Below are 21,757 nucleotides of genomic sequence, written 5' to 3' on the forward strand. Positions count from 1 at the left end.
CAGGGGAAGGAAACTTATACCTGGCCATGCTGCGCGAAGCAGCACCCTAATTTGTATTTCAATTACACTTGTATCCTATAAATCGCAGCGAGCTCAGCCCGTTGCGATTTTTCTTTTTATACCTTAGAGTCCCTTCACACGCTGCGACAACGCCAGTACCTGCTCAATGGTCTTGCCGATGCGGCTGGCTCGGGTCTCTGGTCGCTTGGCCTCCTGCACCGCCAGCACGCACTCTTTGCGGTGCGTGAACGCTAGTTTCTCAAACACCTCCAGCAGGTCCATCGCCTCCAGCGCCTCGCGCAGGTCCTGCGGTATTTCCACAGTGCGGGCCCTGCGGTCTATACTTGGTTTGTCAACCCCAAACGTGGAGGGCTCCTTTCTTTCAGAGGTATGCCGGAAGCGCAACGATGACCAGGTGTCATCAATAGCAATCTGTCGCACGCCGGCGTAGCCCAGTTCTGCCACCGTCTTCCAGCCTTCGTCACGTGTTAGGTCCGTTTTCACTTTCGAAGTCTTTTTGGGATAGGCAATCCACAGCATGCCGCCGGGTTTGAGCGCCGCCACGGCCAGCGGCGCAAAATGGTTGAGTTCGCTGCTGTCTTTCACGAATACCTGCACAGCGTCATAAGTATCGCCAGTGGCAGGTATTGCGGAGGCCGCTGTCACGGTACAGCCTTCTGCCTGGAGGGTTTCTGTGAACGTGTCCGGGGCGTTCAGGGCCAGTAGGTGTTGCTCCGGCTTCAGTTGCAGTTTCTTGCTCAGGGGTTGCATAGGTATAGGGTTTTGTCTGGGTGTACAAGCAGCCTCTAATCTAGGGGAATTGTCTGAAAAATGAGCAGGTCCGGCACCAGACTTTGGTGATTATGTGCAAAACGCTATATTTAACGCCGTCTAACTCTGACCCTTATGCCGACACTGAAGCCTTCCGCTCAAAGACATTATCTCCTGAACGCCTCCGTGATTGTTGCCGCGCTCGGCTACTTCGTGGACATCTATGACTTGGTGCTGTTCAGCATTGTGCGCATACCCAGCCTGCAGTCGCTGGGCGTCACCGACCCGACCGCCCTGCTGGAAGAAGGCGTGCTGCTGCTGAACATGCAGATGGCAGGCATGCTGCTGGGAGGTATAGCCTGGGGCGTGCTCGGCGATAAAAAAGGCAGGCTCTCTGTCCTCTTCGGCTCCATTTTCCTGTATTCCATTGCCAACATCCTCAACGGTTTCGTGACCACCATACCCATGTATGCGGTCTTGCGCTTCGTGGCGGGCGTGGGGCTGGCGGGAGAGTTGGGCGCGGGCATCACGCTGGTGTCTGAGGTGCTACCGAAGGAGAAACGGGGCTACGGCACCATGGTGGTGGCGACCATCGGCATATCCGGGGCTATTCTGGCTGGCTTTGTGGGCGAGTTTTTCGGGTGGCGCACGGCTTACTTCATCGGGGGCGGATTGGGTATGCTGCTGCTGTTCCTGCGCGTGGGCGTGTTTGAGTCGGGCATGTTCAACAATCTGAAACAGACCAGTGTTACACGTGGAAACTTCCTTTCGCTCTTTACCAACAGCAAGCGATTCTGGAAGTACCTCAAGTGCATCCTCATCGGTGTGCCTATCTGGTATGTGGTGGGCATCCTGATTACGTTCTCCCCGGAGTTCGGGCTGGCACTTGGGGTATCGGACACGGTATCGGCTGCCCGGGCGGTGGGATTCTGCTACCTTGGGCTGGTGTTCGGCGACTTCGCCAGCGGCTTCCTGAGCCAGCACTTTCGGAGCAGGCGCAACATCGTATTGGCTTTTCTGCTCCTCACCGGCATCTTCATCGGCGTATACCTGCTGGGGCGCAACTTCAGCCTGACGGCCTTCTATACCTTGTGTGTGGCGCTGGGCTTTGCCGGAGGCTACTGGGCTGTGTTCGTAACGATAGCGGCCGAGCAGTTCGGCACCAACATCCGGGCCACGGTCACCACCACCGTGCCTAATTTTGTGCGGGGGGCCGTCGTGCCGCTCACTCTTGCCTTCAGTGCCTTGAAAGACGGCGTGGGCCTGGTACCGGGAGCGTTGCTGCTGGGTGTGCTGTGCCTGGCCATAGCCGTGGTCTCCATCCTGACGCTGGACGAGACGTATGGCAAGGACCTCAACTACATGGAGCCACTGTAGCAAAGGCAATTCCAACCCAGCGTATACTACCCTGATTTTGGAGAACTTTCTACAACGTTTTCACTTCCAACCACTTAATTATTATAACAGCAGCCGTAGGAGCAACGACGAGGCACTGAAGCGAGTATAGCTATACTAAATAGCAACTCAAACTCAGCTGGCCTATGTCTAAAACTGCTACTCCGAAGGCCTCAGGTGTCTCCTTTGCGGCACTTTTTTGCATGCTCCTGTTCCCGGCCTGCTCCCCACCTGTGGAGCAGGAGGCGGATAGCAGGCACACGGACACTGGTAGGCCCACCGAAATTCTAACTGTCGCCGCGATAGAAGAGCCTACAGAGGCGGCCTATTTCGATTTGATTGCTAACACCTCGGCCTGCCTGGGTGAAGACCTGTGGATAGGGGGCAAGGTAGAGAGCACCGACAGGGTGGCCCTTAGCGAGGCAGGCGCCGTCACCAGGCACAAGGTATACGAGCTGCGGGACCTCACCGCCACCGGCCTGAACTCCAACAGCTTCTATACCCTGTGGGGCGGCACAGACGCGCTCAAAGCCGTGTTTGATGAGGCGGGCGTGCTGCGGGTACAGTTACAGGAAGGCGATTTGCAATTGATTCCCAAAACCGGCAATGCGCCTATCCTGGTGGCTTACCACGCACCGGAGCAGGGAACGCAACAAAACGACTCCTATGGAAGCTGGCAGTGCAAGTAGCCGAATGCCATCTTAGTACCGCAGGTATGGAAACAGGCGACCACCTCTACACCGGGCAAACACAGCAAGCGCAGCAAGAGGATTAGACCATACACTAAATTTTGCCAGCCATACCGGGCACTCACCCGTTAAACTTCGTATTTTTGGGCATGATTATATACAACGTAACGATAAACATAGACAACAGCGTGGCGGAGGAGTGGCTGGATTGGATGCAGCATACCCATATTCCGGAGGTGATGGCCACAGGCTTTTTCCTGAACAACCAGATAGCGCGCCTGATGCACGAAGAGGACAATGGGGGCACCACGTATGCCGTGCAGTATACCTGCCGCAGCATTGAGGACCTGGAAGAATACCAGCGGGACCATGCCCCGGCGCTGCAGGCCAAGGTGACGGAGCGCTACCCTGACAAGTACGTGGCCTTCCGCTCCCTGCTGGAAATAGTGGCCCGGGATGTGGAACGCCCCGGCAAATCAACAGAAGCGTAACAAATAAGCCCCTTGCGTGCAGTGCAGCAAGGGGCTTATTCTTTAGCAGGTATAGCTATAACCTGTCAGGCGCTGTAGGCATTGATTTGCTCCTCAGTCATGTTGCAGTTAATCCATTCGCTATCCAGGTTGGCGCCTATTTTCTTGTAGAAGGCAATCGCGGGCTCGTTCCACTCCAGCACCTGCCATTTGAAGCGCTTGGCCCCTACCTCCTTCGCCTCACGGGCCACCGCGTTGAATAGCTGTCTGCCAATACCGCTACGGCGCAGGCGCTCCGTCACTACCAGGTCCTCCAGGAAAATCATCTTGCCCTTCCAGGTCGAATAAGCGGTGTAGTAAAGCGCTATACCTACGATACCCTCTTCTGACTCCGCCACGAAAAACCTGAAAATCGGGTTCTCCCCAAAGCCGTCCCACCGCATCTCGTCTACGGTAGTGGTCACTTCATCCGGAGCCTTCTCATACACCGCCAGTTCCTTAATCAGCGCATGAACCTGCGGCAAGTCGTCTATTGTTCCTTTTCGTATGTTTATCATATTGCTTGTTGCTTGCTTCTTGTTGCTTGTTGAATGGGAATAGCTTTTAGGAAGGACCTTGCTAAATCACGGTTTATTCTCTTGAAACAATACCCTTAGCCATCCAAACCTATACCTGTCTGCTTTCAAAATCTCACTGACTCCATCTTGTCCTGGCCTGCACCAGCTCTTTTCCTGACTCCGTGCTGCTGAGTCTGTGCAGGAAGCTGTTTGCCTCTTCTGCAGGGCCCGCGGCAGCTAGTATGGTGTCGCCCAGGGTGCTCTCTGCTTTGAAAACAATGTCTATTTCACTTAGCTGCTGCTTTTCGAGCACCTCCACGGGTAGCGTTTCCAATACCCACTGCAGGTAACGCGTGTTGGTGACATGGCGGTTGAGGTCGATGTCGTGCCAGCGTACGGGCATTTGCTCTTCATATTTAGGCTCCTCCAGTTGCGGTAGTTTTCCTTTGGCAAAAGGCAAGGCCTCCTGACCCGGCACTACTTCTATGGCTGTAATGAAATCAGGTACGGAAACCATCTGCCGCTTCACCACGTCCATCACCAGCCATACGCTCGTCGCCTGCCCCAGCAGTTCCCGCTCGGCACTGTATACCCGGAAATCGCGGTGCAGGAACACCCGCTCCCGGCCCGAGGCCCAGGTCTCGACGGTGATACCTTCGCGGTGGGTGGGGTAGCGGAACACTTCGATGCGCATGCGCTGCAGCACCCAGGTCAAACCCTGTTCTAGCAGCTCGTACATGGAGATGCCCATAGTGGCCGTGTTGTCCCAGGCAGCCTCCTGCATATAACCGACCAGCGCCGGGAGCGTCGCCTGCCCGCTCTGGTCTGTTTCGGTGGAGCGCACCGTGAACTGGCTCTGCCCTGTGGTTGATTTCATTGCGTATGGGATGGTTTGTGTTGCAAGGTACGCAAGAATCGAGGTTGAGGCCAAGCCGGGTATAGCCGCAACGTTGGAAGATTGCTTGTTTTCGGCATCAGTGCTCCCCAAACAAAAAGCCGGTGCCACATCGATGTAGCACCGGCTTTTCTTATTTTCAATTAGCAGCTATACCTATTGCTGGCCCGCGTAAGGATTTACGCCCATGTTCTTGTACATGAATGCCCAGGTATCGGCCCACTCCTGAATCACCAGGGAAGTCGGTTTGCCGGCACCGTGACCGGCACGCACATCAATACGAATCAGGTAAGGGTTGCCTGGCGCGCCTTTGTCCTGCAGCTCCGAGATGAACTTGAAGGAGTGCGCTGGCACCACACGGTCGTCGTGGTCCGCGGTCTTCACCATAGTGGCCGGGTATTTCACGCCTTCCTTGATGTTGTGCAGCGGCGAGAAAGCATACAGGTTTTTGAACTGCGCCTCGTCATCCGCAGAACCGTACTCCGGTACCCAGGCCCAACCGATGGTGAACTTGTGGAAGCGGAGCATGTCCATCACACCGACGGCAGGAAGGGCCACTTTCGCCAACTCCGGACGCTGCGTCATGAAGGCACCCACCAGCAGACCACCGTTCGAGCCACCGCCCACGGCCAGTTTCTCGCTGGAAGTATACTTGTTGTCTATCAGGTATTCGGCGGCTGCGATGAAGTCATCAAATACGTTTTGCTTGTTCGGCGTCATACCAGCCTTGTGCCAGTCTTCACCGTACTCACCGCCACCGCGCAGGTTCGGCATGGCGTACACACCGCCGTTCTCGAGCCACAGCATGTTGGCAATGCTGAAGCCCGGTGTCATGGAGATGTTGAAGCCGCCGTACGCGTAGAGATAAGTCGGGTTGTTGCCATTCAGCTCCAGACCTTTCTTGTGCACGATGAACATCGGCACCTTGGTACCGTCCTTAGAGGTATAGAATACCTGCTTGGTCTCAAACGCCTCCGTGTTGATGTCCACCTCCGTTTTGCGGAACAAGGACACTTTGTTGTTCGGCACGTCATAGCGGTAGATGGTCGGCGGGTAGGTGAAGGACGTGAAGGTGAAGAAGGTTTCTTTGTCATCTTTCTCACCGCCAAAACCACCAACCGTACCGATGGATGGTAACTCCACTCGGTTCAGTTGCTTGCCGTTGGTGTCGAATACCACCACTTCGCTGGCAGCGTCTTTCATATAAGAGGCGATGATGCGGCCGCCCACGAAGGACACGCTGTTCATCACGTTCTCATTCTGCGGCACCACTACTTTCCAGTTCTGCTCCTGCGGCTTTTTCGGGTCGATGAGCACGAGGCGGTAGCGCGGCGCGTTTTTGTTGGTGCGCACCAGCAGCTTGTCACCGATGTTGTCCACCACGTTGTACTCCGACTCGAAGTTATCCACAATCGGTTTGATGGTAGACTTGGCATCGGTCAGGTCGCGGTAGTACAGGGCGTTGGCTCCGCTGGCTCCCTCTGACACGTTCAGAATCAGGAAACGCTCGTCGTCTGTGGTCTGGCCGTAGAAGTTACGGAGCGGCTTGGTCTTGTCTTCGTACACCAGTTTGTCCTGGCTCTGCGGCGTGCCTATTTTGTGGTAGTATACCTTGTGGTACTCGTTCTTGTTGGCCAGTTTGTTGCCTTCGGTTGGTGCGTCATAGCGGCTGTAGAAGAAGCCGTCTTTGTACCAGCTCGGGCCGGAGAACTTCACCCACTCCACTTTATCGCTAAGTTTCTTGCCCGTGGCCACTTCCATCACCTCGTAAGTGTTCCAATCGGAGCCGCCGCTGGAGGTGCCGTAAGCCACGTACTTGGCATTTTTATCGAAAGCCAGTGCGGTCAAGGCCACTGTACCATCCGTAGAAAATTTGTTCGGGTCCAGGAACACCTTTGGCTCGCCTTCCAGAGAATTCTGCACGTAGAGCACGCTCTGGTTCTGCAGGCCGTCGTTTTTGTAGAAGTAGTACTTGCCACCTTCCTCGAACGGGGCACCGTAACGCTCGTAGTTCCAGATTTTAGTCAGGCGGTCTTTGATTTTGTCGCGGAACTCAATGCCGTCCAGGTAGTTGAAGGTCACTTTGTTCTGCGCCTCCACCCACTTGTCCACTTCCTCGTTGTGGGTTTCGAGCCAGCGGTAGGGGTCGGCCACCTTTGTACCGAAGTAGTCATCGGTATGGTCTACTTTTTTTGTTTCCGGGTAGTTCAGTTGTGTTTCCGTGGGTGTTTCGGCGGCCGTTGCGGGCGCCGTAGTCGTTGTTTCGGTATTCATGCCGTTGGCAGTACTTTCAGTTTGGGTGGATTTGCAGGCCGTCACAGCGGTCAGGCCGCCAGCCAGCAAAAGGACAGTGGTTTTTTTCATGGTTTGATACCTTCAGTTATAAGGTTGAGTTTCAGGAAAGCTAAGATAGGCAAATATCCTGAACCAGGCTATACCTGCCCATAACAGCATGTGTACCTATAAAGTTGCCTCGATGGGCGTGGCAGCCTTGGAGTTCCGAATCAGCACTATATACTGGCAAGCCTGTGTTATGGTTGGGTTTGGCGAGTCGGGTGCTATACCTTGACCGAGAAGCAGGATGTTCGTCTGGGCGAGCAGGGAGGAGGTGCGGTAAGGCGAGGCTTCGCTGTCTACTTTGAAAAGGGATGTTGTGTGTGGTCTGGTGACGGCTTTCAAGTCTTTTATACCTGCCACAAAGGCCAATGGGCCGTCGCTGTTCACCCAGGTCGTGTTGATGTAGGCCTGCCCCTTGTGCAGCGCCGGCGGCATAGAGGCCGCTGGTATCATGTTCTCGCTGTCTGTCGCCATGATGTTGATGGACGTCACCTTGCCCTTGAAAGGCGAGTCTTCCTTCTTCAGGATGGCCGCAAAGGAGGTATAGCCTTCGTTAACGGAATTTTGCAGCGTGTGCATCAGGCCCCACATGCCATAGAACTGCTCATTTTCCCACTTGTTCACCTTGGTCAGATGAACCAGGTTTAGGAACATCACGCTGTCGCGCTTCACATTGTTATGCTGGTATTGCAGGTTGGTGAGCACATGCTGCAAATCGGTTTGCAGAGGCTGTGGCAGGTATGGCGTTAATGTTTCTGGGTTTGCTGTATGCCTGGTTGCGAATGCCTGCAGCTCGCTGGCTTGGGCGCTGTCAGCTACCAGCATTTCCAGCGTATCCAGCGCGCTGTGGGTGCCGGGTTTGTGGTTGGCCTCCTGCAGCAGGCGCTGCAAATGGCGCTTGGTCACCCGCACATCCTGTATCCTGTCTACCCCCACAATCTGTATCCTGTCAGCCGCAGGCAGGCGCTGGTTCAAGGTATGGATGTTGCGGATTTTGTTGTAGAGCTCCTGGTTGGCCCACTGCGCGTTGTACTCCACCCACGTCTGGAACACATAATCCAAAAGGCTTTCATCGCCTGTCAGGAGGTACTGGTTCAGGAAATAGGCCTGGCTGTAATCTACCTCAGCCAGGTAATGCGTCAAGCCCGTTTTCTGGTTCAGGTGTTGGAGCAACTGGAAGTCCAGTTCCTGAGGCGCTGCAAAGCCGTGCACCTCGCCCAGCATAATGACTTTGCTCTGATAGAAGTCCTGGTCGAACAGTTGGAAGCTGGTCTCAGCGCCGTGCTGTATTTCCTGCATGTGCTGCCTCAGGTATACCTGGTGCCGGGTGCTCTCACCGCCTATCGAGAAGAGGGCATACAACAGGTAAGCGACAAAGCCCAGTGCCAGCAGCACGAAAGGGGTCAACAAGATGGTGACGGCGATTCTTTTCAGCGTCTTTTTCATGGCGTGTTTGGTTTAGGATTACAACGGCCAAAGGTATAGGCGTGTAAAATAGGATGCCTGAAAAAGGGCTATTTCGCAAGGATTTGGGGCTTTTGGTAAACGACAGGGGCGAATGGAAAGTCCGAGGGGCGATTAGCAAACCAGCAACTGCGCCTTCAGCGACGGGATGTAGGCCCGCGACACCGGCACCTGTTCCGCGCCAGCCTTCAGCCGAAGCTTATACCCTTGCGCGTTGCCCGATGCCGCCGCCACATTATCTAGGTTGACCAGATAGGAGCGGTGGCAGCGCACAATCCGGGGAGAGGCCATCTGGCTTTCGAGGCGGCTCAGGCTACTCCGCAGAAGTTCTCTTTGCAGTTCCCCCTGTCGGGTATAGTACACGGTGCAGTAGTTGTCGCTGGCAGAAATGAAAAGGAGATTGCCGGCAGGTATAGCCAAGCGGTCTTTCTCGTTTTCCGCCACCAATTCCAGTATGGTGTCCTCTCCAAAAGCAGCTGTGGGCTGCACGGGCGGGCTTGCCAGAAGCGGGGCGCTGTACTTGCGCGCGAGGTAGGCGTAGTTGAGCAAAATCAGTACAGTGGCCGGCAAGGCGCCCACTACAAAGCAAATCGCTATCATGTAGCCAACCTGCGTCAGGGTGAAAGGCATGAAGCCTACCAGATTACCGTATACCACGCACAAGAAACCGGCCAGCACAAACCCCAGCATGTTGCGGAGTATCTCTTTCCATACCGTCCAGTTGCTTTCGGAGAAGTAAGGTTTAAATAGCTTCTGTGTCACGAAAAAGTCGGTAAGATTGCCTACCACCGCCACCAGCCCGAAGCCAGCCAGAATCGGGATTTTGTAGGGGTGCTGCCAGCTATAGCTGCCAAAGGGCTGCAGGAGCACCAGGATGAAGGCAATCATGGACCCAGAAAGCAGGGCTTGCACCATAGCGCGGGAATAGCGCGGGTCACGGGCAGGGTACGGTTCTCGGAGAACGGCAAGCATTTAAGCAGGCTACAGGTATAGGTGGAACAGGTATAGACTACTGCGCAAAGTTGAGTTCGGTGCTGTCGCCGATGTTGAGGCTGTGGCTGAGGCCGATGAAACTTGCGTCGCTGCCGATGATGGAGTCGTGCATCACCGCGTTGCGCAGCTCAGAGTAAGCTCCAATGATGGAGTTGCTCAGCGAGGACCGGGTGATGGTGGTGTTGTCCCCGATGGCCACGTTCGGCCCAATGATGGAGTGCACGAGCGTGCAATTGGCCCCTATGCTGACAGGCGGAATGATGATGTTGCCCGGATAGTGCCCGTTGTAGTCCTTCTCCTTGAACCTGGGGCGGCTCAGCAGCTTGGCATTGGCTTCAAGCAGAGTCTCTTTGCGGCCGCAGTCATACCAGTTGTCCACGTTCCAGGTCACCATTTTCTCGCCCTGCCGAATCATGTGCATGAGCGCATCGGTCAGGTGGTACTCGTGGTGCGTGCGGATGTCCTCGCGTATGATGTGCTCCAGCGAGGCGACGAGCTTTTCCGGGTGCATGATTTTGTACAGACCCACCAGCGCGAAGTTCGATTTCGGGATGCGCGGCTTCTCTACCAGCTTCACAATGTATTCGTCGTTGCCTACTTCCGTCACGCCAAAGAGCGATGGCTTGGCCACTTTCTTGACACCCAGCACAGAGTTGGGCGACGCGATGAAGGCCGGAAGGTCCACCTCCACGATGGCATCTCCCAGCATGATGAGCACACTGTCTTCGTGTCGGTAGGTCTCGCGGGCAATCCACAGGGCGTGGCCCAGGCCTTCGCGGGGCTCCTGCACCACAAACTCCGCGTTTATGTCGGGGTACTTCTGCCGCACGTAGCTCTCCACCTTATCGCCGAGGTAGCCGATGATGAACACATAGTCGCGGATGCCCGCCTGCAGCAGTCGCTCCACAATGTGCCCCAGTATAGTATTGTCGGCCACCGGCACCAGTGACTTGGGCTGCGTATGGGTGTGTGGCCGGAGTTTGGAGCCAATGCCAGCAACAGGTATAACGACTTTCATATACTACACTTTTTCAGCAATATATTGATTTTTTCCTTTTAATTTGCGGGAGAAGCGGCATTTTAGAACACGTAATTTCAGATGTCGCAGCCCACTGTCATGACAGTCCTCTGCTCAGGCAGGCGACACGTCTACTCAATCCCTAACCCTTCCTGACGTGGCGAAGGAGGCAAATAACAACGCAGCGCTATGTTTTCCGTAATCATATCGCTTGGCTTTGCACAATGCACCGTATACTAACCATACCCTACATAAACATGAAAAAAATCTTCTTTTACCTCATCGGCTTTATCGTTCTCGCTTCACAGTCATCGTGCGGCTACAACACCATGGTGCAGAAAGACGAAACCGTGGAAACCGCCTGGGCGAACGTGCAAAACGCCTATCAGCGCCGCGCGGACCTTATCCCGAACTTAGTAAACACCGTGAAAGGCGCCGCTAACTTTGAGCGTGAAACACTGGAGAGCGTCATCAACGCCCGTGCCAAGGCTACCAGCGTGCAACTGAACGCCGATGACCTGACTCCGGAGAACCTGCAGCGTTTCCAGGCGGCGCAGAACGAACTGGGTGGCGCCCTGAGCCGCCTGCTGGTGACGGTGGAGAAATACCCAGACCTCAAGGCGAACCAGAACTTCCTGGAGCTGCAGGCGCAGCTGGAGGGCACCGAGAACCGCATCTCTGTGGAGAGGCGCAAGTTCAACGAGGCCGTGCAGGACTATAATACCACTGTGCGCTCCTTCCCTAACAACCTGATGGCCGGCATCTTCGGGTTTGAGCGCAAAGGCCACTTCCAGGCCGACCCAGGCGCACAACAGGCTCCTACGGTGCAGTTCTAAAGGTATACATTGTCGATTGTCAGTCGCTGATTTGCCTCTTTTTTAAGGAAAACACGATTGACAATCGGCAACAAACAATCAACGATTCCCACCATGCCCAAAGACACCATTACCGAAGCTGACGAGCAGGTCATCACAAAGGCCATACAGGAGGCGGAGCGCAACACGTCTGGCGAGATACGGGTGCACATTGAGAACACCTGCGAAGGCGACGTCCTGGACCGGGCCACCGAGGTGTTCGCGCAGCTGCACATGCACCTGACCAAGCAGCGCAACGGCGTGCTGTTCTACGTGGCTCTCAAAGACCACCAGTTTGCCGTGCTGGGCGACGCCGGCATCAATGCCATCGTGCCGGACCACTTCTGGGAGGACATCACCGAACACGTCATCTCCCACTTCAAGAAGAAAGAGTATGCCCAAGGCCTTTCCAAAGGCATCATTATGGCTGGCGAACAGCTGAAATCACACTTCCCTTACCAACACAAGGGCGATGTAAACGAACTGAGCGATGACGTGTCGTTCGGAGAATAACCCACTATGAAAAGACCCATCCTGCTCCTATACCTGTTCCTGCTAGGCACCTTTGCTTTTGCCCAGACCGATGATTTTCCGGCACGGCCCAACCCGCCGCGCCTGGTAAACGATTTGGCTGGCATCTTGACCCAGGGTGAGGTGCAGGACCTGGAGCAGAAACTGGTCAACTACAACGACACCACGTCCACCCAAATCGCCATCGTCACCATCAAGTCCATCGGCGACTATGACGCCAACCAATACGCTGCCGAATTGGGCGAGCGCTGGGGTGTGGGTGGCAGCAAGAACGACAATGGCATCATCATCCTGGTGTCGCTGGAGCCGCGCCGGGTAGCTATCCAGACGGGCTACGGAATGGAACACATCATACCGGACGCCATTGCCAAGCGCATCACGGAGAACACACTCAAACCCAACTTCCAGCAGGGGGAGTTTTACAAAGGCTTGAACGATGCCACTAACCTCATCATCAGCCTGGCCAGTGGCGAGTACCAGGCTGACCCGGCAGCGAGCGGCGATGGCGAAGGTCCTTCCATGTTTACCATCATTCTCATCATACTTATCATAGTGTTCATCATTTCCCGCTTCAAGGGAGGTGGTGGCAGAGGAGGCAGAGGTTATTCCCGCACATTTGGTGGCCCTATCTTTATCCCGGGGGGCTTTGGCACCTTCCGGACCGGCGGTGGCATGTTTGGCGGCGGCGGTGGAGGCGGAGGCTTCGGCGGTTTCGGCGGGGGCTCGTTCGGCGGGGGCGGTGCCAGCAGCAGCTGGTAAACCTTAGGCTATACCTTGAACTTACAATAAACAACTTGGGCATTGCCCCAGCGGCCGTGGCCTATACCTGCACCAGGATAGGCCACGGCTCTTAGCACACCTCCTGTTACGGGGTATATCATTCTGGCCGATTTATCGTTAAGGGTATAGCATTAGCCAAACTCGCTCCTCCGCATTATCAGGAGGAAGCCTGCCACATATGAGAATCATCAAGGATAATACAAAGTCGAAAGTAGTTGTCGGGTTTACGCTAGCCATTTCGGTGATGGCCATCGCCATCTACCTGACCTACAACAGCTTTACCCAGCTGCTAAGCTCTGTTACCGTGTTGTCTCAGCCCAACGCCAAACTGGCCAAGCTGCAGCATACCTTGGCCGACATAGCGACGGCCGAGAGCACCATCCGGGCCTATACCCTCACCACCGAAGACCGGCACTTCAAGGAGTATCTGGACAACCTGGAGACCATCAATAGCCAGATTGACACCCTGTGCACGCTCATGCAGGGAAACCCCATGGAGCTGGCCCAAATTGATTCCATCACTTTTCTACTACAGGCCAAGAAGAAGAGCTTGCAACAGCACGTGGCCCTGAAGCGGCAACACCGCAGCCAGAAAGACTACTCCGGAAAAGCGCTCCGACAGATTGCCTCCTCCGCCTCGGCCCAACCGGCCACCACGACCATCAACCAGCGCACCACCACGACCATATCTGACAGACTGGCCTTGAACGAGGAGGCCCCTGGTGAAAACACAAAGCAGCCGGAAAGCAGAAAGGGCTTCCTGGGCAGGATATTCTCTAAACGCTCTGAGAACAAGGAGCAAGAAGCGCAGCAGCCCGTAGCTGTGCCGCAAATCAAGGTAAAGCAGGAGTTTTCCAGTGATACCAGCATGGCGCCCGCCACGCAGATGGCCCCCATAGCCCAGGTGCGCCACGTGCTGCACAATGTGCAACGGGAGGTGCAAAAGCAGGAGCAGGAACTGGTGGCCAAAGAAATGGCGCTGCTGCAGCAGGACAAGCAGATAATGGACCAAATCAGGCGCATGATTTACGACCTGGAGAAACACGAGCTGCAGCAGGCCAGACACAGTTCCGAGCAGGCGCAGGAGGTGGCCCGCAAAACGTCGCTCATCCTACTATTGGTGGGGGTGTTCGGTCTGGCAAGCGGCATCGCTTTTATCTTCATCATTCTGCGCGACTTGAGCCGCAGCAGCAAGTACAAAGCAGAGTTGCGGCGTTCCCGCAAGGAGGCTATCCAATTAGCCAGGGCCAAGGAATCGTTTGTGGCTAACATCAGTCATGAAATCCGGACGCCGCTGAACGTGGTGCTGGGTTTCTCAGAGCAGTTGGGCCACACGGCGCTACAGACACAGCAGCAGGAGCACCTGCAGGCCATCCGCAGCGCCGGTGAGCACCTGCTCCACATCGTGAACGACGTGCTGGACCTCTCCAAACTAGAGGCAGGCAAGCTGCACCTGCACCTCGAGCCTTTCCAGCTGAAACAGGTCCTGACGGAGGTGGAACAGGCATTCCGGCTCAAGGCCAGCACCAAAGGCATAGGCTTCCGCTGTACGCTGGATGAAAAGCTGCAGGGCCAACTGCTCGGCGACTGCCTGCGCCTCAAGCAAGTGCTCTTCAACCTCGTGGACAACGCCATCAAATTCACGCATGACGGGGAGGTGCTGGTGCAGTGCCGGCTTAAGTCACAGCGGCGTGGACGGGTGGTGGTTTCCATTGAGGTATCTGACACAGGCATAGGTATACCCATGGAGCAGACGGCGCATGTGTTTGGGGAGTTCAACCAAGCGGATGCCTCCATCATCCGGCAGTATGGCGGCACCGGACTGGGCTTGTCCATCAGCAAAAAGCTGGTCGAGATGCAGTCGGGCTCCCTCACCCTGCGCAGCACGCCCAACCAAGGCACCACTTTCACCATCGTGCTGCCCCTGCAGCGCGCCGATGTGGCTGCGGCAGAGGTGGCGGCTCCCGCACAGGCGCAACCAGCGGCAGATGTGCTGCCAGGCAAGTCGGTGCTGGTGATTGACGACGATGCCTATAGCCGCACCTTGTGCCAACTCATCCTCACGCGCTGGCACATGGACGTGACCTTGGCCAACGACGGGCAGGAGGCGCTGCAAGCTATCAAAGCGAAGCATTTTGACGTGGTGCTGACGGACGTGCAACTGCCGGGCATGAGCGGAAAGGCTGTCGCAAGAGCCATCCGGAAAGAGAACCCTGCTATACCTATACTTGCGCTCACAGCCAACATCATGAGCTCCAACCGGCGCTTCTTCGCCAAAACGGGCATCTCGGATTACCTCCTCAAGCCATTCACGGAGCAGGACCTGCACAAGAAGCTGAGCAAGGCGCTGGCTGCCGCTCCGGCACCGGCTCCTGAAACAACAGGTATAGGTATAGCTACAGCGCCCACCCATGAAACTCAAAGCCTCTATACCTTGGAGGAGATTCGTTCTTTTGCAGGCGATGACCAGGAGGCGCTGGTCGCTATTCTGGATGTGCTGGTGGCAGACCATCGGCAGAGCCTCCTGCAGCTGCAGGAGGCAGTGGAAATCCAGGATTGGCTTCAGGCGGGGGAGTTGGCCCATAAAATGAAGACGGCTTTCCGGCATCTGCAGGCGCATACAGTGCTGCCTGCACTGGATGCGTTGGAGCAGCTACTGCACCAGCAACAGCCACAAGTGGCGCATTTGCCAGCCATAGCCACCCAGTTACAGCAGGACGCGGACTTGGTGCTTAATGCGTTGGAGACAGAACTAGAGCAGATGCGCACTCCGGAGGAGGCTTTGGCCTAGGCGTCGATGTTGTACTGCCGCATCTTGTTGTAGAGCGTCTTTCGGTCGATGTTCAGCAGGCGTGCCGCCTTCGATTTGTTGTACTTCACCCGTTCCAGCATGTCCAGAATCAGCTCCTTTTCGCTGCGCTCCGTGGCACTGCGCAAATCGGTGATGGCGGGTGGCAGGGCTACCCGGGTGGCATCGGGCTGCGCAACGATGGAAGTCGGCTCCGGTATGTGGTAGGCGATTTCAGGCGGGAGGTCATCTAGTGTTATCTCAGTGCCTTTTGCCAGCAGCACGGCCCGCTTCACCACATTCTTGAGCTCCCGCAGGTTGCCAGGCCAGGTATAGCGTTCCAACGCCAGGGTGACGGCCGCATCGAAACCCGACACATTGCGCTCTAACTCATGGTTGGCCACTTCCAGAAAATACTCCGCGAACTGCAGCACATCAGCGGTACGCTCCCGTAGCGGGGAGATGTTTATCTTGAACTCGTTGAGGCGGTGGTATAGGTCTTCCCGGAATTCGCCGCGGCTCACGGCCTGCACCAGGTCCTCGTTGGTGGCGGCGATGATGCGCACATCCACATCCAAATCATGGTTGCTGCCGATTTTCCGCACTTTCCGTTCCTGTATGGCGCGCAGCAGCTTCACCTGTATCTCGTACGACAGGTTGCCAATCTCATCCAGGAAAAGCGTGCCGCCGTTAGCCGCCTCAAACTGCCCTTCTTTGTCAGCCATCGCACCTGTAAACGAGCCTTTCACGTGCCCGAACAGCTCGCTTCCCGCCAGTTCTTTGGACAGGGCGCCACAGTCAATGGCCACGAAGGGCTTGTTGTGGCGCTTGCTGCTCTGATGGATTTTGCGGGCCACATATTCCTTGCCCGTGCCGCTCTCGCCTTCAATGATAACCGACATATTGGTGGGGGCTATCAGCGCGATGTACTCCTCCAGCTGAACCGACTGCGAGCTGGCACCCTTCACAAAGGCAAACCCACCACGCAAAGGCACAGTTGGTTCACTTGCCGCTTCCTCGCCTTCAGCATTACGGCTGAGGGCTTTGCGGATGGTCAGCAGGGTTTCGTCGGGGTTGATGGGCTTGGCCAGGTATTCAAAGGCACCCATTTTGATGGCTTTCACGGCCGTCCGGATGTCTGCGTAGTGCGTCATGAGGATGACGGGAACCTCCGTAGTCAGCACCCGGATTTGCTCCAGCAGCTCGAGTCCGTTCTTGTCCGGCAGCCGGAAGTCGGTCAGTACCACATCGAATGGCTCCGCCTTGAGCTGCTTCAGGCCTTCGTTGGCTGTGAAGGCTGTGCTCACCTCGTATTGCTGGCGCTTCAGGAAGGTGCTCAGCATGAGGCAGAAGGTGGGGTCGTCGTCAATCAGGAGTATCTTTGGCATAATCATCAGCAATATACGCAGCTTCGGGGCCGGCCGGAAGTTCCGTGCCAAAAAACCTACCCAATCAGCGTACCACAGCCTGTTTACTCAAGCCAAAGATTTTGGTTTGCCTCACCCCGAAAAATGCACTTCCCTTCCTTTCTCAGAACTGAACCAAATAAAAGAAGCCCACGCATGGCGTGGGCTTCTAATTTATACGATATCAGGCTATTGATATAGGTATGCGCTTATTTCTGGTCTCTGATGATGTTGCCTTGCTCGTCGATGCGAACTTTGGCGTTCTGCCCCTGCTCGTTGGAGAAGAAGATTTCATACATCGTTTTAGGACCTTGTGCTGGGGAACCAGCCTGTGCTGTTTGAGCCTGGGAGTTCTGAGCGGCCTGCTCTGCCTGGTTGGCTGTTCCCTGGGCGTTGGCACCGGCGGCGTTGGCGTTTGGGGAGATACGGTATACCTCCGTTACCTGCCAGCTCTTGAAAGTCTCAGAAGCCAGGGCCTGCTTCACTGCTTCCGGAAGCTCCTCCTGAGTGATGGTCTCGCGTTTCTCCTCCTGACCTGGGGCTGTAGCCTGTCCTTGAGTCTGAGTTTGGGTTTGCGCTTGAGACTGCACCTCCGTCTGCTGGTCGGTGCTTACCTGGGTCTGAGTTTCAGCCTCAGTAGTGGTCTGCGCCTCTGTTGTCTGCTCTGTCTTCTGCTTTTTAGACTTCTTTTTGCTCTTGTCTGTCTGAGCGTTGGCATCCAGTGATGCGAAACCGAAGAAGGCGATGGCTGCTGCCAGGTAGGTTATTTTTTTCATAGTTTTATTTTGTTGCAAGTATGTTCACTAGTTTCTACCAGCGCTTATAGGCAAAACCATGCCACATACTATCAGACGCATAACTGCCTGACATATAGAGGCTTGGTTTTAAACATAGAATTCTCAATATGTGGAATGTACAATAGCGTTGTGGAGATAATTCCACAGGTTGTGGAGAGAACTACACACAGAAACAAAATCCCCTCCTTTGGGGGCCACCAGGGATAGCGGCTCCCGAAGGAGGGGATTTCAGGTATAGCAGCTAGTACTTACTGCGCGCTCAGCATCAAGGCGAGCGCCAGTAGAGAGCCAAAACCCACGCCTATGCCGGTAGCGGCCTTGCCTACTTTGCGCCGGTGCGCCTGCTTCTGGAACGCTTCCCGGTATGTCGGGTCCTGCATCAGCTGTATGTTGGGGTTGTAGGTGGTGTAGACGTTCGGTGGCACGGCCGCCACAATGATACCTGTCACCAGACCCGCCGGCGGGAATAGGAAGGTCGCTCCGGCTGTGCCCCACATTGCTCCCTGGCCTTTGTAGTACATCACGGCATCCTGACGCCCTTTTAGCATCATTTCAGCAGCGTTGTAATTGGCCGTGTTAGCCGCTACCGTTCCTGCGCTTGCCGATGCCGAGGCGTACTCATCGGTCACCTGCGGCAATTGCGTCAGTTGTTTTTGGGTGGGTGCCGTGGCGAGCTGCAGCTGGGCCACGTCCTGGCGCAGCACGAAGTGCATCGGGCCATTGGTGTCGCTCAGCATACGGTAATGGATGGTGTCCGTGTCCACCCGCACTACTTTGGCAACCACCTCCTCTCCGCTTTTCTTGATGATGATGTCTTGGCCATAGGCCGCTGCACATGTCATGAGGAGGGCAAGGCTCATCATGACCAATCTGGGTAAAAAATTGACCATAGACCAAATGCTAAAATTGTCCTGAATTGTTTTTTGAAATGAATACTAACTTACAAAGGATTGTCTTATATTAAAATATTATAATATAAAAATTATGCCAAAAATATGAAATGCAGAGGTATAGCTATCAACTATTTTCATCCATCCTAATCCCGCTGATACCGTGTAGGAACAATCAGGGCATAAACCAGAACCAAAACCGGCTAAAACGGTAGAATCAGGAACATATTTGCACATGAAGCCAGCAGCCTATACCTTTATAACATGAGCGAACCACGAAAGAAACTATTCCTGCTAGACGCACTGGCACTGATATACCGGGCACATTTCGCCTTCAGCAAGAACCCCCGCATCAACTCCAAGGGAATGAACACCGGGGCAGCCCTCGGCTTCACCAACACACTGGTCGAGGTGCTGCAGAAAGAGCGACCCACCCACATCGGGGTGGCCTTTGACTCGGCTGCCAAGACCTTCCGCCACGACAACTTCGCCGAATACAAGGCCAATCGGCAGGCCATGCCCGAGGATATCTCCCTGGCTATACCTTACTGCAAGAAAATCGTGGAGGCGTTCAACATACCGGTGCTCATCCTGGATGGCTACGAAGCCGACGACATTATCGGCACCTTGGCCTGCAAAGCCGAGAAAGACGGCTTTGACGTGTACATGATGACGCCCGACAAGGACTACTGCCAACTGGTGACGGACCACATTTTCCTGTACAAGCCGGCTTTCCTAGGCAATGCCGTGGAGGTATGGGACGTGCAGCGCGTGCTGGAGAAGTTCGAGATTGAGCGCGTGGAGCAGGTCATCGACATATTGGGCCTGCAAGGCGACGCCGTGGACAACATTCCGGGTATACCAGGTATAGGGGAGAAAACGGCCAAGTCGCTCATCCAGAAGTACGGTACCGTGGAGAACCTCATAGCCAACGCCGACCAGCTCAAAGGCAAGCAAAAAGAGAACGTGGTCAATTTCGCTGACCAGGGCATGATGTCGAAGGAGCTGGCCACCATCCACCGCGACGTACCGCTGCCCTTCAGCCCCGAGGCCCTGCACTACGACGGCCCGAACGAAGAGCAACTGGCCGAACTGTTCGCTGAACTGGAGTTCCGGCAGCTGATGCAGCGCGTGCTGGGTCTTTCCATGGCGGAGGCTCCGGCTACTAAAACCGCTGGCCGCAAAACCAAGCCCGCCAACCAGCAGCAGACGTCTTTGTTTGACTCCGCGGCACCCGAAACAGCCGTTGTAACCGATACCAATGGGTACGTAGACCCGCAGCCGCTGCAGACGCTGAACTCCACCCGACAGGACTACCACCTGATTGATACCTCGGCGCTGCGCCAGAGCCTCATCCGCTACCTGCAGAAGCAACAGGAGTTTTCCTTCGATACGGAGACGAGCAGCATCGACCCCATCACGGCAAAGCTCGTGGGCATGTCGTTCAGCTACCTGCCGGGCGAGGCTTACTATGTGCCAGTACCGCCGCACGACCAGGAAGAGGCCAGGCGCATCACCGCCGAATTCAAGGACGTGCTGGAGAACCCGAGTATCGCCAAAATCGGCCAGAACATCAAGTATGACATCCTAGTGATGAAGAACTACGGCATCACCGTGGATGGCCCCATTTTTGACACCATGCTGGCTCACTACCTGCTGGAGCCTGAGATGCGCCATAACATGGATGTGCTCGCTGAAACCTACCTAAACTACAGCCCCGTACCCATCACCGCCTTGATTGGCCCGAAAGGGAAAAACCAAATCACCATGGCCGACCTGACACCGGAGCAGGTGAAGGACTACGCCTGCGAGGACGCGGACATTACGCTCCGCCTGAAGCACTACTTTGAACCGCTGCTACAGGAGCAGGGCCTCATGAAGCTGTTCCAGGAGGTGGAAAACCCGCTGGTGCCAGTGCTGGCTGACATCGAGAAGGAAGGCATCTCCATAGACGCCAATGCCCTGGCGGATATTTCCATGCAGCTGGAGCTGGAAGTCAAAGGTATAGAGACCCGTATATTCGAAATAGCCGGGACGGAGTTCAACATCGGCTCGCCCAAGCAGCTCGGTGAGGTGCTGTTTGACAGAATGGAACTGCACGGTAAGTCCAAAATCAAGAAAACGAAGACGGGTCAGTATGCCACTGGGGAGGAAATCCTATCCAAGCTGTCGGGCGAGCACGAGATTGTGCGCCTGATTCTGGAGCACCGGGAGCTCACCAAGCTCAAATCAACGTACGTGGATGCGTTGCCGCAACTGGTATGCGAGTTGGATAACCGCGTGCATACTTCCTTTAACCAGGCCGTGACCGCTACAGGCCGCCTGAGCTCCACCAACCCGAACCTGCAGAACATCCCCATCCGCACGGAGCGGGGCCGCGAGATTCGCAAGGCTTTTGTGCCGCGCAACAGCAGCCACCTCATCATTTCGGCGGACTATTCCCAGATTGAGCTGCGCATCATGGCTGATTTCAGCGGTGACCCTACCATGAAGGAAGCCTTCCGGAACGGGCTAGACATCCACGCCTCCACGGCCAGCAAAGTGTTCCGGGTGCCGCTCGACCAGGTGGACAGCGAGATGCGCCGCAAGGCCAAAACCATTAACTTCGGCATCATCTACGGTATTTCCGCGTTTGGCCTGTCGGAGCGGCTGGCTATACCTCGCCGCGAGGCTGTGGACATCATTGAGGCCTATTTCCAGGAGTTTCCGGCGGTAAAGGAATACATGGACAGTGCCGTGGAGAAAGCGCGGGAGCTGGAGTATGCCGAGACGCTGCTGGGCCGCCGCCGCTACCTGCGCGACATCAACTCCCGCAACGCCACCATCCGGGGCTTTGCCGAGCGCAACGCCATCAACGCTCCCATCCAAGGCACTGCCGCCGACATCATCAAGATTGCGATGATTAACATACACGAGTACCTGCGCCACGAGAAGCTCAACACCCGCATGATTCTGCAGGTGCATGACGAACTCCTGTTCGACACCCCGAAGGAGGAGGTGGAAATCGTGACGCCGAAGATTGTGGAGCTCATGACCAATGCCCTGCCGCTGAGCGTTCCCATGGAAGTGGGGCTGGGCGTAGGCAAGAACTGGCTGGAGGCCCACTAAGGTACAGCTGCATC

The 21,757-nt window shown here is 55.7% G+C and carries 18 protein-coding genes; 8 read left to right on the forward strand and 10 right to left on the reverse strand.

The features are described from left to right. Positions 1–123: 123 nt before the first annotated feature. Complete coding sequence (locus B051_RS0100400) at positions 124–771, reverse strand: YdeI/OmpD-associated family protein (RefSeq protein WP_018476185.1); 648 nt, start codon at positions 769–771, stop codon at positions 124–126. 135 nt (positions 772–906) lie between these two features. Between B051_RS0100400 and B051_RS0100405 the strand changes: the two genes are divergently transcribed. From B051_RS0100405 to B051_RS20650, 3 genes are all read left to right on the forward strand, one after another. After that, a complete protein-coding gene (locus B051_RS0100405; protein ID WP_018476186.1) occupies positions 907–2,148 on the forward strand; it encodes an MFS transporter in 1,242 nt (413 codons plus the stop codon). 164 nt (positions 2,149–2,312) lie between these two features. After that, on the forward strand, positions 2,313–2,855 hold the full coding sequence (locus tag B051_RS0100410; RefSeq protein ID WP_018476187.1) for a hypothetical protein: 543 nt from the start codon (positions 2,313–2,315) through the stop codon (positions 2,853–2,855). Positions 2,856–3,004: 149 nt separating this feature from the next. After that, entirely contained in the window at positions 3,005–3,346 is a 342-nt protein-coding gene (locus B051_RS20650; protein ID WP_018476188.1) for a DUF4286 family protein, read from the forward strand. Positions 3,347–3,411: 65 nt separating this feature from the next. Here B051_RS20650 and B051_RS0100420 read toward each other — a convergent pair whose 3' ends face one another. The 6 genes from B051_RS0100420 to B051_RS0100445 form a co-directional block, all read right to left on the reverse strand. Beyond that, entirely contained in the window at positions 3,412–3,882 is a 471-nt protein-coding gene (locus tag B051_RS0100420; RefSeq protein ID WP_018476189.1) for a GNAT family N-acetyltransferase, read from the reverse strand. Between the two features lie 133 nt (positions 3,883–4,015). Beyond that, a complete protein-coding gene (locus B051_RS0100425) occupies positions 4,016–4,759 on the reverse strand; it encodes an acyl-[acyl-carrier-protein] thioesterase (RefSeq protein ID WP_018476190.1) in 744 nt (247 codons plus the stop codon). Positions 4,760–4,933: 174 nt separating this feature from the next. Further along, entirely contained in the window at positions 4,934–7,141 is a 2,208-nt protein-coding gene (locus tag B051_RS0100430) for a prolyl oligopeptidase family serine peptidase (RefSeq protein ID WP_018476191.1), read from the reverse strand. A 96-nt stretch (positions 7,142–7,237) separates the two neighbouring features. Beyond that, entirely contained in the window at positions 7,238–8,560 is a 1,323-nt protein-coding gene (locus B051_RS0100435) for a TraB/GumN family protein (protein WP_018476192.1), read from the reverse strand. A gap of 132 nt (positions 8,561–8,692) precedes the next feature. Then, positions 8,693–9,550, reverse strand: coding sequence for a LytTR family DNA-binding domain-containing protein (locus tag B051_RS0100440; RefSeq protein ID WP_018476193.1), 858 nt, complete (start codon positions 9,548–9,550; stop codon positions 8,693–8,695). Between the two features lie 37 nt (positions 9,551–9,587). Then, positions 9,588–10,589, reverse strand: coding sequence for a sugar phosphate nucleotidyltransferase (locus B051_RS0100445; protein ID WP_018476194.1), 1,002 nt, complete (start codon positions 10,587–10,589; stop codon positions 9,588–9,590). Positions 10,590–10,846: 257 nt separating this feature from the next. Between B051_RS0100445 and B051_RS0100450 the strand changes: the two genes are divergently transcribed. From B051_RS0100450 to B051_RS0100465, 4 genes are all read left to right on the forward strand, one after another. Further along, positions 10,847–11,425 carry a LemA family protein gene (locus tag B051_RS0100450; protein WP_018476195.1) on the forward strand — a complete coding sequence of 193 codons (579 nt, stop codon included), beginning with the start codon at positions 10,847–10,849 and terminating at the stop codon, positions 11,423–11,425. Positions 11,426–11,518: 93 nt separating this feature from the next. Then, positions 11,519–11,956: a TPM domain-containing protein gene (locus tag B051_RS0100455; RefSeq protein ID WP_018476196.1), complete on the forward strand. Its 438-nt coding sequence runs from the start codon at positions 11,519–11,521 to the stop codon at positions 11,954–11,956. Positions 11,957–11,962: 6 nt separating this feature from the next. After that, positions 11,963–12,733: a TPM domain-containing protein gene (locus B051_RS0100460; RefSeq protein ID WP_018476197.1), complete on the forward strand. Its 771-nt coding sequence runs from the start codon at positions 11,963–11,965 to the stop codon at positions 12,731–12,733. A gap of 199 nt (positions 12,734–12,932) precedes the next feature. Continuing rightward, a complete protein-coding gene (locus tag B051_RS0100465; RefSeq protein WP_018476198.1) occupies positions 12,933–15,545 on the forward strand; it encodes an ATP-binding protein in 2,613 nt (870 codons plus the stop codon). Here B051_RS0100465 and B051_RS0100470 read toward each other — a convergent pair. The 3 genes from B051_RS0100470 to B051_RS0100480 all read right to left on the reverse strand — a co-directional run bounded on the left by B051_RS0100470 (position 15,542) and on the right by B051_RS0100480 (position 18,635). Then, complete coding sequence (locus tag B051_RS0100470) at positions 15,542–16,930, reverse strand: sigma-54-dependent transcriptional regulator (RefSeq protein WP_026236102.1); 1,389 nt, start codon at positions 16,928–16,930, stop codon at positions 15,542–15,544. The genes B051_RS0100465 and B051_RS0100470 overlap by 4 nt on opposite strands. Before the next feature lie 227 nt (positions 16,931–17,157). Beyond that, positions 17,158–17,724, reverse strand: coding sequence for a hypothetical protein (locus B051_RS0100475; RefSeq protein ID WP_018476200.1), 567 nt, complete (start codon positions 17,722–17,724; stop codon positions 17,158–17,160). 269 nt (positions 17,725–17,993) lie between these two features. Continuing rightward, entirely contained in the window at positions 17,994–18,635 is a 642-nt protein-coding gene (locus B051_RS0100480; protein ID WP_157578426.1) for a hypothetical protein, read from the reverse strand. Between the two features lie 264 nt (positions 18,636–18,899). Here B051_RS0100480 and polA point away from each other — a divergent pair, with 264 nt between their 5' ends. Further along, entirely contained in the window at positions 18,900–21,743 is a 2,844-nt protein-coding gene (gene polA / locus B051_RS0100485; RefSeq protein WP_018476202.1) for a DNA polymerase I, read from the forward strand. Positions 21,744–21,757 lie beyond the last annotated feature (14 nt).

Source organism: Pontibacter roseus DSM 17521 (assembly GCF_000373265.1).
GTDB classification, from domain to species: Bacteria; Bacteroidota; Bacteroidia; order Cytophagales; family Hymenobacteraceae; genus Pontibacter; species Pontibacter roseus.

Coding starts and splice junctions, on each gene's coding strand:
- B051_RS0100400 (WP_018476185.1), bottom strand. CDS start 771: ATGCAACCCCTGAGCAAGAAACTGCAACTGAAGCCGGAGCAACACCTA.
- B051_RS0100405 (WP_018476186.1), top strand. CDS start 907: ATGCCGACACTGAAGCCTTCCGCTCAAAGACATTATCTCCTGAACGCC.
- B051_RS0100410 (WP_018476187.1), top strand. CDS start 2,313: ATGTCTAAAACTGCTACTCCGAAGGCCTCAGGTGTCTCCTTTGCGGCA.
- B051_RS20650 (WP_018476188.1), top strand. CDS start 3,005: ATGATTATATACAACGTAACGATAAACATAGACAACAGCGTGGCGGAG.
- B051_RS0100420 (WP_018476189.1), bottom strand. CDS start 3,882: ATGATAAACATACGAAAAGGAACAATAGACGACTTGCCGCAGGTTCAT.
- B051_RS0100425 (WP_018476190.1), bottom strand. CDS start 4,759: ATGAAATCAACCACAGGGCAGAGCCAGTTCACGGTGCGCTCCACCGAA.
- B051_RS0100430 (WP_018476191.1), bottom strand. CDS start 7,141: ATGAAAAAAACCACTGTCCTTTTGCTGGCTGGCGGCCTGACCGCTGTG.
- B051_RS0100435 (WP_018476192.1), bottom strand. CDS start 8,560: ATGAAAAAGACGCTGAAAAGAATCGCCGTCACCATCTTGTTGACCCCT.
- B051_RS0100440 (WP_018476193.1), bottom strand. CDS start 9,550: ATGCTTGCCGTTCTCCGAGAACCGTACCCTGCCCGTGACCCGCGCTAT.
- B051_RS0100445 (WP_018476194.1), bottom strand. CDS start 10,589: ATGAAAGTCGTTATACCTGTTGCTGGCATTGGCTCCAAACTCCGGCCA.
- B051_RS0100450 (WP_018476195.1), top strand. CDS start 10,847: ATGAAAAAAATCTTCTTTTACCTCATCGGCTTTATCGTTCTCGCTTCA.
- B051_RS0100455 (WP_018476196.1), top strand. CDS start 11,519: ATGCCCAAAGACACCATTACCGAAGCTGACGAGCAGGTCATCACAAAG.
- B051_RS0100460 (WP_018476197.1), top strand. CDS start 11,963: ATGAAAAGACCCATCCTGCTCCTATACCTGTTCCTGCTAGGCACCTTT.
- B051_RS0100465 (WP_018476198.1), top strand. CDS start 12,933: ATGAGAATCATCAAGGATAATACAAAGTCGAAAGTAGTTGTCGGGTTT.
- B051_RS0100470 (WP_026236102.1), bottom strand. CDS start 16,930: ATGCCAAAGATACTCCTGATTGACGACGACCCCACCTTCTGCCTCATG.
- B051_RS0100475 (WP_018476200.1), bottom strand. CDS start 17,724: ATGAAAAAAATAACCTACCTGGCAGCAGCCATCGCCTTCTTCGGTTTC.
- B051_RS0100480 (WP_157578426.1), bottom strand. CDS start 18,635: ATGGTCAATTTTTTACCCAGATTGGTCATGATGAGCCTTGCCCTCCTC.
- polA (WP_018476202.1), top strand. CDS start 18,900: ATGAGCGAACCACGAAAGAAACTATTCCTGCTAGACGCACTGGCACTG.